The following is a 13,414-nucleotide window of genomic DNA, read 5'->3' on the forward strand; positions in this document are numbered from 1 at the left end:
GAAAATCTCCGAGTTCCGTGTGCGCGCGACCGTGCGCCGGCGCTTGCGTCGAAGCCGAAAGGACGGCCATGCCCCCCGTGGAACGACCGCCGCAGAACGGGCTGTTGTCCGGCCTCAGGGTCGTCGAGGTGTCGAGCTACGTGGCCACTCCGCTGTGTGGGCTCACCCTCGCCCAACTGGGGGCCGACGTCCTCCGGGTCGAGCCCCTCGGCGGCGCGGCCGACCGCACCAGATGGCCGCTGGCGGACTCCGGCACCAGCCTCTACTGGGCGGGCCTGAACAAGGGCAAGCGCGCCGTCGCCGTCGACATGGCGTCCGCGCGCGAACGCGCGAGAGTGGCGGACCTGATCGTCCGGGGCGGCCCGTGTGTCGTGGTGAGCAACAGCGACCGATACCCGGAACTCGGTTACCCGGAGCTCAGTGCCCGCCGCCCGGACGTGATCCACGTCCTGCTGCAGGGACGGGCCGACGGGGGCGCGGGGGTGGACTACACGGTCCAGGCCGGAACCGGATTCCCGCTGGTCACCGGCCCGGCGGAGCGCGCGGAGCCGGTCAACCACGTGCTCCCCGCGTGGGACATCGCCGCCGGTCTGTACCTGGCGATCGGACTGCTCGCCGCCGAGCGCGACCGGCTGCTGACCGGACAGGGCCGGGCGATCCGCGTCGCGCTCGACGAGGTCGCGCTCGCCACCGCGGGGAACCTCGGATATCTCGCCGAGGCGCAGGTCACCACCCACGACCGCGGGAAGTCGGGCAACGACGTCTTCGGCACGTACGGCCGCGACTTCGAGACGGCGGACGGGGAGCGGGTGATGGTAGTGGTCCTGACGAAGCGACACTGGGCCAAACTGCTGGCCGCGACCGGACTGACGGCCGCTTTCGACGGCCTGTCGAACGCCCTGGGTATCGACTTCTCCGGTGAGTCGCAGCGCTACGAACACCGCGAGCTGATCTCGACGTTGCTGGCGCGTTGGTTCGCCGCGACGCCGTTCGCCGAGGTGGCACGGCTCCTGGACGAGCACCGGATTCTGTGGGAGCGCTACCGGAGCTTCGCGGAACTCGGACGCCACGGCGGTGCCGAGTTGCGCAAGCGTGACCTGTTCGCCGTCGTCGACCAGCCCGGTGTGGGCCCGCACCTGGCCCCGAAGTCCCCGATCGTCGTGGACGGTGTGCGGCTGCCACCGCTGCCGTCCCCGACGGTCGGTCAACACAACGCGGAGCTGCCGCCGTCGGCGGGGGACCGCGAGGGTTCTACCGGCGCTTGATCCGTCGACAACGCGTCGGCCCGGCCCCACGAGGCCGGGACGACGCGTTCAGTGCGTGCGGGGCAAAGGAATCCAGCACGAGGGTGCGCAGTCGCGCGACAGGCGGTCCGTCGAGTGGTGGGACGGACGGCGGAGTGTCGTACTCAGCCGTCGGCGGCGAGGATCCGGCGGGCCCGTTCCAGCACGGGCTTGTCGACCATGTGCCCGTCGATCACGGTGACCGATTCGCCCGCGGCGAGCACGGCCCGCGCCCACTCCCGCTCGCTCGCGGTCGGCGCGAACCGCTCCGCCACAACGGCGACCTGCGCGGGGTGGATGCACAGTTTCCCGGTGAAGCCGAGCCGGCGCGCGTGGTCGATGTCCGCGGCGAGGACGTCGAGATCCCGCACGTTGGTCGTGACCCCGTCCACCGGGGCGCCCAGACCCCTGGCCACCGACGCCGAGACCAGCCGGGAACGGGCATACGCGAGTGCCGTGTGGTCGTCGTGGGCGACCCCGAGTTGCCCGGCGAGGTCGACATTGCCCAGGGCCACCCGTACCGCGCCGGCGGTGGCGCACACCTCCATCGCCCGCTCGATGCCTGCCGCCGTCTCCACCAGGGGGATCAGCGCGGATTTCCCGGCCGCACGATGGGCGACGACCGCGAGGATGGAGGGGTCCTCGGACTTGGGCACCATCACGGGCATGCCGAAGCCGATCGCCATCGCCAGATCGTCGTCGCTCCACGGCGTGCCGGGCGCGTTGATCCGGACCACGGCGCTGTGGCCCGCGCCCAGCCACGCGGCGACGTGGTCGCGCGCGCGATCCTTGTCCGGTGCCGCTACGGCGTCCTCGAGGTCGACGATGACCGCGTCCGCGCCCGTGGCGACGGCCTTGTCGAACCGGTCCGGCCGGTCGCCGGGCACGAACAGCAGACTGCGCGCCGCTTCGACGCGGCTCACGAACAGGCTCATACGAAGGTCACCTCCGCCGTCGCGTGGCGCTCCTCGCGGTGCGTCGCGATCCGCAGCGCGGCCCCCTGATCCGTCGGTGCCCCCGACGCCAGCAGGCGTTCGCCCGCGAACACCGGGCGCCGCAGTCGGTAGGACAGCGAACGGACGGGACGGGTGGGGGAGTTGCGACGTACGAGCTCCAGCATCGCGAGCACCAAGAGCGGGCCGTGGACGACGAGTCCGGGATAGCCCTCCCGGTCGGTGACGTAGGGCATGTCGTAGTGGATGCGGTGTGCGTTCGCGGTCAGCGCGCTGAAACGAAAGAGCATGGTGGGGTCCACGTCCAGCGGGAACTGCCACTCCTGTCCGGACCGCGCCGCGGCGGCGGTGTCGAGTTCCGCCGGGTGCCCGCCGGCGCTGCGTCCCGACCGGTAGACGATGTCCTGGTCCTCCACCACGCACGTCTGGCCCTGTTGGAGGAACTCGCTGCGTACCGTGACGAAGAGCATTTCCCCGGTCGAACCCTGCTTGGTCGTCACCGAGTTCAGGCTGCTGACGCGCCGGACCGGCTCGCCGACGACCAGGGGCCGAGTGAACAGGCAGCGGCCGCCGGCGAACATCCGTTGGCGGTCGGGGATGGGCGGCAGGAAGTGGCCGTTCAGGGGATGTCCGTCGGAGCCCAGGTCCTGCTGCGCGGGCCACCGCAGGAAGTACAGCCAGTGCCAGAGTGGTGGCAGCGGATCACCGGCCCCCGAGACGGGGTGCGGCAGGTCGAGGACGGCCGAGAGCGCGGCGACCGGGCCGGGGGACAGTACGTCGTCGTCCGTGGTGGCTTGCGGACTCCAAGACTGCACGTACGGACTCAGCCCGCTCGGGATGATCTGCATGCCTCTCCTTGACAGGGTTCGAGAGCCTCCACCATGCGCAATGATGCGTGGCCCTGAGTGATAGAGAGCCGTGATGAGGGCGTGCCGGGGGCGCAAGGGCAGCAGCCGGCCCGGCTCCGACGCCGGCGGGCGCGAACGGTGCGGTCGATTGCCCTTACTCCTTGGTTGACAAGTATAATATAAAAAATATGACAGCCTTGTCGGGAGGATGACCGGATGCCCGAGTGCGATCCGCAGGTCGCGTGCGTCGATCATCGGCACGTCGACCGGATCGGCCCCGTCTCACCCGTCCTTCGGGACGCTGTCGGGCAACTCGGTGCCGGCCCTCGGCGAGCACACCGAACGGGGTCTCGCCGAACTCGCCCACACCGCGGCCCGAATCGAGGCACAGCGAGCCGCGGGCGCCGTCCGACCCGGAACGACCGACCGCTTGTCGCGGCACCGAAAACCCCGAAACACGAGGAGCACATGTGAGCACCCTGGACGCCCTCTCCGAGGACGAGCAGTTCGTCGTCAAGACGGTGCACGAGTTCGTCAACAAGGACGTGAAGCCCGTCGTCCGGGAACTCGAGCACTCCAACACTTACCCTGAAGCGCTGATCGAGCAGATGAAGAAGCTCGGGATCTACGGGCTCGCCATCCCCGAGGAATACGGCGGCAACGCCGTCTCCATGCCCTGTTACGTCCTGGTCACCGAGGAACTGTCCCGGGGCTGGATGAGCCTGGCCGGCGCCATGGGCAGCCACACCGTGGTCGCCAAGCTGCTGCTGCACTTCGGCACCGAGGAGCAAAAGCGTCGCTACCTGCCGAGGATGGCCACCGGCGAGGTCCGGGGCACCATGGCGCTGACCGAAGCCGGCGGCGGCTCCGACCTGCAGGCCATGCGTACCGTCGCCCGCAAGGACGCCGACGGCTACCTGATCAACGGCTCGAAGACCTGGATCACCAACTCCCGGCGCGCGCAGCTCATCGCGCTCATGTGCAAGACCGACCCGGACGCGAATCCCGCCCATCAGGGCATCTCGATCCTCCTCGTCGAGCACGGTCCCGGACTCACGGTTTCCCGCGACCTGCCCAAGCTCGGCTACAAGGGCGTGGAGAGCTGCGAGTTGGCCTTCGACGACTATCGCGCCCCGGCCGACGCCGTCCTCGGTGGGGTCGAGGGCAAGGGCTTCGCCCAGATGATGAAGGGTTTGGAGACCGGCCGTCTCCAGGTCGCGGCCCGCGCTCTCGGTGTCGGCCGGGCCGCCCTGGAGGACTCCCTCGCCTACGCCCAGGAGCGCGAGTCCTTCGGCAAGCCCATCTGGCAGCACCAGGCGATCGGCCACTACCTCGCCGACATGGCCACCCAGCTGACCGCCGCCCGCCAACTCACCCTGTACGCCGCGCGCGAGGCCGAGGCCGGCCGTCGGGTGGACATGGAGGCCGGCATGGCCAAGCTGTTCGCCTCCGAGACGGGCATGCAGATCGCACTCGACGCGCTTCGGATCCACGGCGGTTACGGCTACTCGACCGAGTTCGACGTCGAGCGCTACTTCCGGGACGCCCCGCTGATGATAGTCGGCGAGGGCACCAACGAAATCCAGAAGAACGTGATCGCGAGCCAACTCGTCAAGCGTGGCGGACTCGACGCCTGACGGTACGCGGAAAGCGGCGCTCCACCACGGCAGTGGTGGAGCGGGCAAGTCAAGCAGGCGGCCCGGACGAGGGCTGCCAGGAAAAACAGGAGCGCCCTCATGGCGAACATCGTTGTCTGTGTGAAGTACGTGCCCGACGCCACCGGCGATCGGCACTTCGCCGACGACCTGACCGTCGACCGCGACGACGTCGACGGCCTGTTGTCGGAGCTGGACGAGTACGCGGTCGAGCAGGCGCTGCGGATCGCGGAGGAGTGGGACGACGCCGAGGTCACCGTGGTCACGGTCGGCCCCGACGACGCCACGGACGCGTTGCGCAAGGCACTGGCGATGGGGGCCGACAAGGCGATCCACGTCCTGGACGACGACCTGCACGGTTCCGACGTCATGGGTACCTCGTTGGTGCTGGCAAAGGCGATCGAGAAGGCGGGATACGACCTGGTCGTGTGCGGTATGGCCTCCACCGACGGCACCATGGGCGTCCTGCCGGCGATCCTCGCCGAGCGCCTGGAAGTCCCGCAGCTCACCCTGCTCTCCGAGGTCTCGGTGGACGACGGACGCGTGACGGGCCGCCGCGACACCGACTCCGCCACCGAGCAACTGGAGGCATCCCTGCCCGCGCTGGTCTCGGTGACGGACCGGTCGGGCGAGGCGCGTTACCCGTCCTTCAAGGGCATCATGGCCGCCAAGAAGAAGCCGGTGCAGACGTGGGAGCTCGCCGACCTCGACATCGAGGCCGGGGAAGTGGGCCTGAACGGCGCGTGGACCGCGGTCGACTCGGCGGCGGAGCGTCCGGCCCGCACGGTCGGCACGGTCGTCAAGGACGAGGGCGAGGGCGGCAAGCAGCTCGCTGCCTTCCTCGCGCAGCGAAAGTTCGTCTAGGACACAGTCTCGCGGAGCGAAAGTTCGTCCAGGACACAGTCTCGCGGAGCGAAAGTTCGTCCAGGACACAGTCTCGCGAGCCCGAAGTCCGTTCACATTGCTAGGAGTTGCATTCCCATGGCTGAGATTCTCGTTTACGTCGACCACGTCGCCGGAGCCGTTCACAAGCCCACCCTGGAGCTGCTGACGCTGGCCCGCCGCCTCGGCGATCCCGTCGCCGTCGCGTTGGGCAACGGCGCCGAGGGCACTGCCGCGGTCCTGGCCGAGCACGGCGCGGTGAAGGTGTTGATCGCCGACGCGCCGGAGTTCGCCGAGTACCTGGTCGTCCCGAAGGTGGACGCATTGCAGGCCGCGTACGAGGCTGTCGGCCCGACTGCGGTGCTCGTCCCGTCCTCCGCCGAAGGCAAGGAGATCGCGGCCCGGCTCGCAGCCCGGATCGGCTCGGGCATCATCACCGATGCCTCGGACCTGGAGAACGGCGCGGACGGTCCCGTCGCGACGCAGTCGGCGTTCGCCGCCTCCTACACCACCAAGTCCCGTGTCTCCAAGGGAACCCCGGTCATCACGGTCAAGCCGAACTCGGCGCCCGTGGAAGCCGCCCCGGCCGCCGGTACGGTCGAGGCACTCGCCGTCACCTTCTCCGCGCAGGCCACCGGTACGAAGGTCACCGCCCGCGCCCCGCGCGAATCGACCGGCCGCCCGGAGCTGACCGAAGCCGCGATCGTCGTCTCCGGCGGCCGCGGCGTGGGCGGTGCCGACAACTTCTCGATCATCGAGACGCTCGCCGACGCGCTCGGCGCGGCCGTCGGCGCCTCACGCGCCGCCGTCGACGCCGGCTGGTACCCGCACACCAACCAGGTCGGTCAGACCGGCAAGTCGGTATCGCCGCAGCTGTACATCGCCTCGGGTATCTCCGGCGCGATCCAGCACCGCGCCGGCATGCAGACCTCGAAGACCATCGTGGCGATCAACAAGGACGCCGACGCCCCGATCTTCGACCTCGTCGACTACGGCGTGGTCGGCGACCTCTTCGAGGTCGTCCCGCAGTTGACCGAAGCGGTCAAGGCCCACCAGGGCTGACCGCGCACTCCCGCGCGCTCGGCCTGCCGGGTTCATCGCCCGGCGGGCCGGTGCGGACGAATGAGAAGGTGTTCCGCTGATGCAACTCGTCGCGATCGGCGTGTCGCTGACGCTGACCTTGGTCGGCGTCCTGCTGCTCGCCCGCGCCGTCGGCCGGTTCGTCCGGTTCTTCAGGCTCGGCCAGTCCGTCCCCCGGGGCAGCCGGACCGACAATCCGTACCAGCGCAGTGTGACGTTGGTCCGGGAGTTCCTCGGTCACACGCGGATGAACCGCTGGGGCATCGTCGGTTTCGCGCACTGGTTCGTCGCGATCGGCTTCCTGACCCTGCCGCCCACGCTGGCGCAGGCGTACGGACAACTCTTCGACGCCGAGTTCACGCTGCCGGTGATCGGCGACTTCACGCCGTTCGAGATGTATACCGAGTTCATCGGCGTCATGACGATCCTGGGTATCGCGGTGCTGATCGTGATTCGCCTGCTGAGCCTCCCCTCCCGGGCCGGGCGCAAGTCGCGTTTCGCGGGTTCGACGGCATGGCAGGCGTACTTCGTCGAGTACGTGATCCTCACCATCGGCCTGGCGATCTACGTGCTGCGCGGCCTGGAGGGCGCGATCCACCACGTGGACCACTACGAGGCCGGGTACTTCGCCTCGTACCCGCTGGTGGCGGCCTTCAAGGGCCTCTCGTTCCCCACCCTGGAGACCCTTGTCCCGCTGGTCGCGATGGTGAAGATCGGCGTGTCCTTCATCTGGATGATCGTGGTCTCGCTGAACACCGCCATGGGTGTGGCGTGGCACCGGTTCCTGGCCTTCCCGAACATCTGGTTCAAGCGCAACGCGACCGGGGCGACCGCCCTGGGCGCACTGCAGCCGATGACGACCGCAGGCAAGGAGATCGACTTCGAAGATCCGGGCGAGGACGCCGTCTTCGGTGTCTCCCAGGTCGAGCAGTTCTCCTGGAAGGGCATCCTCGACTTCTCCACGTGCACCGAGTGCGGGCGCTGCCAGTCGCAGTGTCCCGCCTGGAACACGGGCAAGCCGCTCTCTCCCAAGCTCTTGATCATGTCGCTGCGCGACCACGCGCACGCCAAGGCCCCGTACCTGTTGGCGGGCGGTGGCAAGGACGCGGAGGGCAACGAGAAGGCGACGCCGGAACAGCTCGCCGGGGTCCCGGCCGCGGCTCTCGCGGAAGCCGAACGCCCGCTGATCGGCACCGCGAACGCCGGCCCGAACGGACTGGGCGGCATCATCGACCCGGACGTGCTGTGGTCGTGCACCACGTGCGGTGCCTGTGTCGAGCAGTGTCCGGTCGACATCGAGCACATCGATCACATCGTCGACATGCGCCGCTATCAGGTGATGATCGAGTCCGCGTTCCCCTCCGAGGCGGGCACGATGCTCAAAAACCTGGAGCGCAAGGGCAACCCCTGGGGGTTGGCGAAGAAGCAGCGCGTCGACTGGACCAAGGAGGTCGACTTCGAGGTCCCGATCGTCGGCAAGAACGTCGACGACCTCACCGAAGTCGACTACCTGTACTGGGTCGGCTGCGCCGGCGCCCTGGAGGACCGGGCGAAGAAGACCACCAAGGCCTTCGCCGAGCTGATGCACATGGCGGGCGTCAGGTTCGCGATCATGGGCGGCGAGGAGAAGTGCACCGGTGACTCGGCCCGTCGCCTGGGCAACGAGCCGCTGTTCCAACAGTTGGGTCAGGAGAACGTCGCCACGCTGAACGCGGCGTTCGGCGAGGACGACGAGGACGAGTCGACGAGGAAGCCGAAGTCGGCCAAGAGGATCGTCGCCACCTGCCCGCACTGCTACAACACGATCGCGAACGAATACCCGCAACTGGGCGGCGAGTTCGAGGTCGTTCACCACACTCACCTGCTGCAGAACCTCATCGACGAGGGCGCGTTGGTCCCGGTCACCCCGGTCGACGGTCTGATCACCTACCACGACCCCTGCTACCTGGGCCGGCACAACAAGATCTACACGCCTCCGCGCGAGATCATGTCCGCCGTCCCCGGCCTGCGCCAACAGGAGATGCACCGCCACAAGGAGCGCGGCTTCTGCTGTGGCGCCGGCGGTGCGCGGATGTGGATGGAAGAGCGGATCGGCAAGCGCATCAACAACGAGCGCGTCGACGAGGCCCTGTCCCTGAACCCGGACATCGTTTCCACCGCGTGCCCGTTCTGCCTCGTCATGCTGACCGACTCGGTCAACGGCAGGAAGAACGAGGGCCGGGCCGAGGAGTTCGTCCAGGTCGTGGACGTGGCACAACTGCTTCTCGACTCGGTGAGGAAGCCGGCCGCTCCCGACCCGGCCGGGTAACGGACTCCCGCGCCAACGCCGAATGTCCCCCGCCCGAAGTGGGCGGGGGACATTCGGCACAGGTACGGCGTGGGCGGCGCGGCGCCCGATCGCCACCTCCCTCAGGAATCCGCGAAGAGGACCCCCGCAGCGAGCAACTCCTCGATGCGCGACGCGTCGTACACCTCGCCGGCGATCTCGCGCGTGTGCTGGCCGACGCGCGGGGCGGCCCCGCCGCGATCGGGCCGGGCCCCGTCGAATCGCCACGGCGGTCGCAGGAGCGAGACGCCGTTGTCCTCCGGCTCGAAGAGTTCGAGCCACTTGGTCTGCGGGTGGTTCATCACGCCGGACATGGTGAGGACGAGGGCGAACGGGACGTCCGCGTCGGTGAGCCGCCTTTCCCACTCGACCGACGGTCGGGTGAGGAATTCCGCCTGCACGACCTCCACCAGTTCGAAGTAGTTGCGCTCGCGCTCGGGGTACGTGGTGAACCTCGGGTCCTCTCCGAGATCCTGTCGGCCCATCGCCTCCAGCAGGCAATGCCAGAACTTCTGCGAGGAGGACAGGTGGATCGCGATGTCCTCGCCGACGGCGGTCTTGAGGCAGAAGTTCTGCGCCTGGGGGTGCCGGCTCTGCCGGCTGGGGTCCGTGTACCCGTCGTCGAAGTACTGGCTGACGGCGTCGGCGGTGAGGGTGCTGACCGCCTCCATGACGGAGGTCTCCATGTGCTGACCGGCGCCGGTGACGGCGCGGCCCACCAAGGCGGCCAGGACTCCGGTGGCGGTGGAGACGCCGGTGATCAGGTCGGCGAGGATGGTGCCGGACAACTGGGGGGAATCGGCGTCGCTGAGCAGGGAGTACAGGCCCGCGGACGACTGGCCGATGGTGTCGTAGGCGGGTCGTTGCGCGAGCGGGCCGCCGTTGCCGAAGCCGGTGACGGACGCGTACACGAGGTCGGGCCGCAGCGCGGTGCATTCCTCGGGTCCCAGACCGAGGGCGGACAGTTTTCCGGCGCGCAGGTTCTCCAGGACCACGTCGAAGCGGGGGATGAGCGCCTTCACCAGCTCGATGCCCTCGGGGGTCTTGAGGTCGACCGCGAGGCTGTGCTTGCCCGCGTTGTACTGGATGAAGTACGGGCTGCGGTCGTTCTTGAGGCGTCGAAAGTCCTCTCCGGTGCCCGGCTTCTCGACCTTCACCACCTCGGCGCCCAGTGCGCACAGGAGTGAGCTGGCGTAGGGGGCCGAGATGTATCCCCCCAGCTCCAGGATCCGGATACCGCTGAGCGGCTTGTGCTGCATCGGGGGGCCTCGTTCCGTTCGTGCGGTCGCCAGATGTCACGGGTAAGAAATACGAAGTGTTGCCTGCGAAAGGTCCGGAGGTCTTCGTCGCCGCAGCGACCCGCCTCTTCTTGCCTCCGACAGATGAGGAATATATTATATGTGAACTCAAGCGAGTGGTACAGAGGGAGACCCCGACATGGATGAACCCGCACGGCGGTCTGTGGACTTCTGCCGGCTGGACGAGGCGATCTCCCGCTATGTGCAACCAGGGGATGCCGTACACGTCATGATGGGGCACAGCCGCTGGAGCGCCCTGATCCGGGAGCTCGCCCGACAGCACTGGGGGAAGCCCTCCGAATTCACCCTGATCATGGCGAGCCTGTCCTCGCTGGGCGCGGTCCTCTTTCGATCGGGGAGCCTCAAGAAGGTCGTCACCGTCTACTCCGGCGACTCGTTTCCCGTCTTCACCCCCAACCCCGTGTTCCAGCAGGCCTACGCCTCGGGCGCGGTGGAGGTCGAGAACTGGTCCTTCCTCACCTACATCCAAAGGCTCCGTGCCGCGGCCACCGGTGTTCCGGCGGTCGTGACCGGATCGGTGCGCGATTCCTCGATGGTCGAGAACGACGCGTACCGGGAAGTGGATACCGACTTCGGCCGAGTCGGCCTGGTCGCCCCCCTGGTGCCGGACGTCACGCTGGTGCACGCCGCAGTGGCCGACCGGCAGGGGAACCTGGCGATCGCGCCGCCGATGTTCGAGGGCGTGGTCGGTGCCCTCGCCTCACGGCGCGGCGTGATCGCCACCGTCGAGAAGATCGTCGACGACCTGCGCCCGTGGTCCACGATGGTGCGCATCCCCGCCCACCGGGTCCTGGGCATCGTCGAAGCCCCCTTCGGAGCCCACCCCGGCGGCGTGTACCCGGGACCCTCGGGGGCGAGGCTGCCCGTCCAAGGCTACGTCGAGGACGTCCCCTATTGGATCTCCGTCCGCGAGGCGACCAGGCGGCCCGACTTCGACAACTGGATCAAGGAATGGATCCTGGAGCCCGTCGACCACGACGCCTACCTGGCGAAACTCGGACCGCAACGGCTCGAAGACCTGGTCCGGGCGGCCGAGAGCCCGGTGTGCGTGCCCGCCGGCACACGGCGGGACGAGCCGCCGACCGGCGCCGAACGCGCGGCGGTCTGGCTCGCCGATCTCGTCGCCCGACGCGTCGCCGAGACCGGGGCCGACACCGTCCTCGCCGGAGCCGGCCTCGCGAACCTCGCGGCCTGGGTCGGTGTCGCACGCGCCAAGGAGGAAGGCCACCGGGTCGCCCTCGCCGCGGAACTGGGACTGTGGGACTACACCCCCACCCCCGGTGACCCCTTCATCTTCAGCTTCGCCAACTTCCCGTCCTCGACCATGCTGCTCGACACCGAGCAGGTCCTCGGAAGCCTGGTCAACGGTCGGTTCTTCCGTTCGATCGCCTGCGTCGGCGCGGCCCAGATCGACCGGCAGGGCAACATCAACACGACCAGGATCGACGGCGGCCCCTACCTCGTCGGGTCCGGCGGCGGCAACGACGTGATCACCAACGCGGACGAGGTCCTGGTCGTCGGCACGATGGACCGCCGGCGCTTCGTCGAGCGGTGCGGCTATGTGACCAGCCCCGGCGGACGCGTCACCACCGTCGTCACCGACCTCGGAGTGCTGTCGAAGGAAGACGGGGAACTCGTCCTCACCCACGTGGCACCCGGTCCACGATCGCAGGCCCACCGCATCGCCCGCGTCCGGGAGCACTGCGGCTGGGACGTGACCGTCAGCCCGCTCCTGCGCGAACTCCGCGAGGTCACGGCCTCGGACGTCGAGGAACTCCGCTCCTTCGACCCCCAGGGGTACTTCCTCGGCCGCGCCCGCACCCAGGTTTCTCCCACAGCTTCCGGCACAGAAAGGAAGGCCGATGTCCGCACCCGTTGAAGAGACGGTCGGCGCCGAGGACTTCGCACAAATCCGCACGCAGGTAAGGCGGTTCATCCGCGAGGAGGTCGTCCCTCGGGAGCGGGAGATCGCCGACACCGATGCGATCCCCGAGGACCTGCGCCGCAAGGCCGCGGCGATGGGGCTCTTCGGCTACGCCCTGCCGCAGGCGTACGGCGGCCTGGGCCTGGTCATTACGCAGGATGTGGATCTGGCCTTCGAGTTCGGCTACACCGCGCTCGCCTTCCGGTCGCTGTTCGGCACCAACAACGGCATCGCCGGCCAAGTGCTCGTCGGCTACGGCACGCCCGAGCAGAAGAAGCAGTGGCTGGAGCCGATGGCGGAGGGCGAATGCCTCGCCTCCTTCGCGCTGACCGAGCCCGAGGCCGGGTCCGACCCGTCCGGCATGCGTACCACCGCCACGTGGACCGGGAACGGCTGGTCGATCAGTGGCGGAAAGCGGTTCATCACCAACGCGCCCCTGGCGAACCTCTTCGTCACCTTCGCCCGCGTCAAGGGCACCGAGGCCGAGGGCAAGATCGCGGTCTTCCTGGTGCCGGCGGGCACCGCGGGCCTGACCGTGGGCCCCAAGGACCGCAAGATGGGCCAGGAGGGCGCGAGCACCGCCGACGTCTACTTCGACGACGTGCGGGTCGGCGCCGACGCGCTGGTCAGCGGCGAGGTGGAGACCGGCTTCCGGGCCGCGATGACCGTCCTGGCCCGGGGCCGGGTGCACATCTCCGCCCTGGCGGTCGGTCTGGCCGAGCGGGCGCTCGACGAGTCGGTCACCTACTCCGCGCACAACCTGCAGGGCGGCGTGCCGACCGGCGACCGGCAACTGGTCCAGGCCATGTTGGCCGAGCAGCAGTCGCTGGTGATGGCCGGGAAGGCGCTGGCCCGCGACGCCGCCCGGCACTACCTCGACGGCACCGACCGCCGTATCGCACCGTCCGCGGCGAAGCTGTTCTGCACCGAGGCGGCCGGCCGGGTCGCCGACCTCGCCGTCCAGGTGCACGGCGGCAGCGGCTACATGCGCGAGACGGCAGTGGAGCGGGTCTACCGCGACGCGCGCCTGCTGCGGCTCTACGAGGGCACCAGCGAAATCCAGAAGCTGATCATCGGACGCGAGCTCATGCGCCGGGAACGCGCCGCCGGCGCCTGATTCCAGGGCTTGCCCCGTCCGTAGAGC

Annotated in this window: 10 protein-coding genes; 7 read left to right on the top strand and 3 right to left on the bottom strand. The window is 69.1% G+C overall.

Annotated features, from left to right (window positions below):
• The first annotated feature begins 68 nt into the window (after positions 1-68).
• Complete coding sequence (locus GT354_RS05660; RefSeq protein WP_161355062.1) at positions 69-1,265, top strand: CoA transferase; 1,197 nt, start codon at positions 69-71, stop codon at positions 1,263-1,265.
• A gap of 143 nt (positions 1,266-1,408) precedes the next feature.
• Here GT354_RS05660 and GT354_RS05665 read toward each other — a convergent pair whose 3' ends face one another.
• Positions 1,409-2,218, bottom strand: coding sequence for a CoA ester lyase (locus GT354_RS05665; RefSeq protein ID WP_161355063.1), 810 nt, complete (start codon positions 2,216-2,218; stop codon positions 1,409-1,411).
• Entirely contained in the window at positions 2,215-3,084 is an 870-nt protein-coding gene (locus tag GT354_RS05670; RefSeq protein WP_202511541.1) for a MaoC family dehydratase N-terminal domain-containing protein, read from the bottom strand. The genes GT354_RS05665 and GT354_RS05670 overlap by 4 nt, the downstream gene beginning before the upstream one ends.
• Positions 3,085-3,554: 470 nt before the next feature.
• On the opposite strand from GT354_RS05670, the gene GT354_RS05675 reads away from it, so the two are divergent.
• From GT354_RS05675 to GT354_RS05690, 4 genes are all read left to right on the top strand, one after another.
• Positions 3,555-4,721, top strand: coding sequence for an acyl-CoA dehydrogenase family protein (locus GT354_RS05675; protein ID WP_161355064.1), 1,167 nt, complete (start codon positions 3,555-3,557; stop codon positions 4,719-4,721).
• A gap of 99 nt (positions 4,722-4,820) precedes the next feature.
• Positions 4,821-5,603, top strand: a complete 783-nt coding sequence (locus tag GT354_RS05680; protein ID WP_161355065.1) for an electron transfer flavoprotein subunit beta/FixA family protein — start codon at positions 4,821-4,823, stop codon at positions 5,601-5,603.
• A 117-nt stretch (positions 5,604-5,720) separates the two neighbouring features.
• Entirely contained in the window at positions 5,721-6,683 is a 963-nt protein-coding gene (locus tag GT354_RS05685; protein ID WP_161355066.1) for an electron transfer flavoprotein subunit alpha/FixB family protein, read from the top strand.
• A 79-nt stretch (positions 6,684-6,762) separates the two neighbouring features.
• Entirely contained in the window at positions 6,763-9,009 is a 2,247-nt protein-coding gene (locus GT354_RS05690) for a (Fe-S)-binding protein (RefSeq protein WP_161355067.1), read from the top strand.
• A gap of 101 nt (positions 9,010-9,110) precedes the next feature.
• On the opposite strand, the gene GT354_RS05695 is transcribed toward GT354_RS05690, so the two are convergent.
• Positions 9,111-10,286, bottom strand: coding sequence for a CaiB/BaiF CoA-transferase family protein (locus tag GT354_RS05695; protein WP_161355068.1), 1,176 nt, complete (start codon positions 10,284-10,286; stop codon positions 9,111-9,113).
• A gap of 178 nt (positions 10,287-10,464) precedes the next feature.
• Here GT354_RS05695 and GT354_RS05700 point away from each other — a divergent pair, with 178 nt between their 5' ends.
• A complete protein-coding gene (locus GT354_RS05700) occupies positions 10,465-12,225 on the top strand; it encodes a CoA-transferase (protein ID WP_161355069.1) in 1,761 nt (586 codons plus the stop codon).
• Positions 12,209-13,387 (top strand): acyl-CoA dehydrogenase family protein, encoded by a 1,179-nt coding sequence (locus GT354_RS05705; protein ID WP_161355070.1) that lies wholly within the window; start codon positions 12,209-12,211, stop codon positions 13,385-13,387. The genes GT354_RS05700 and GT354_RS05705 overlap by 17 nt, the downstream gene beginning before the upstream one ends.
• Positions 13,388-13,414: the final 27 nt, after the last annotated feature.

This window comes from Streptomyces sp. SID3343, assembly GCF_009865215.1.
GTDB lineage: Bacteria > Actinomycetota > Actinomycetes > Streptomycetales > Streptomycetaceae > Embleya.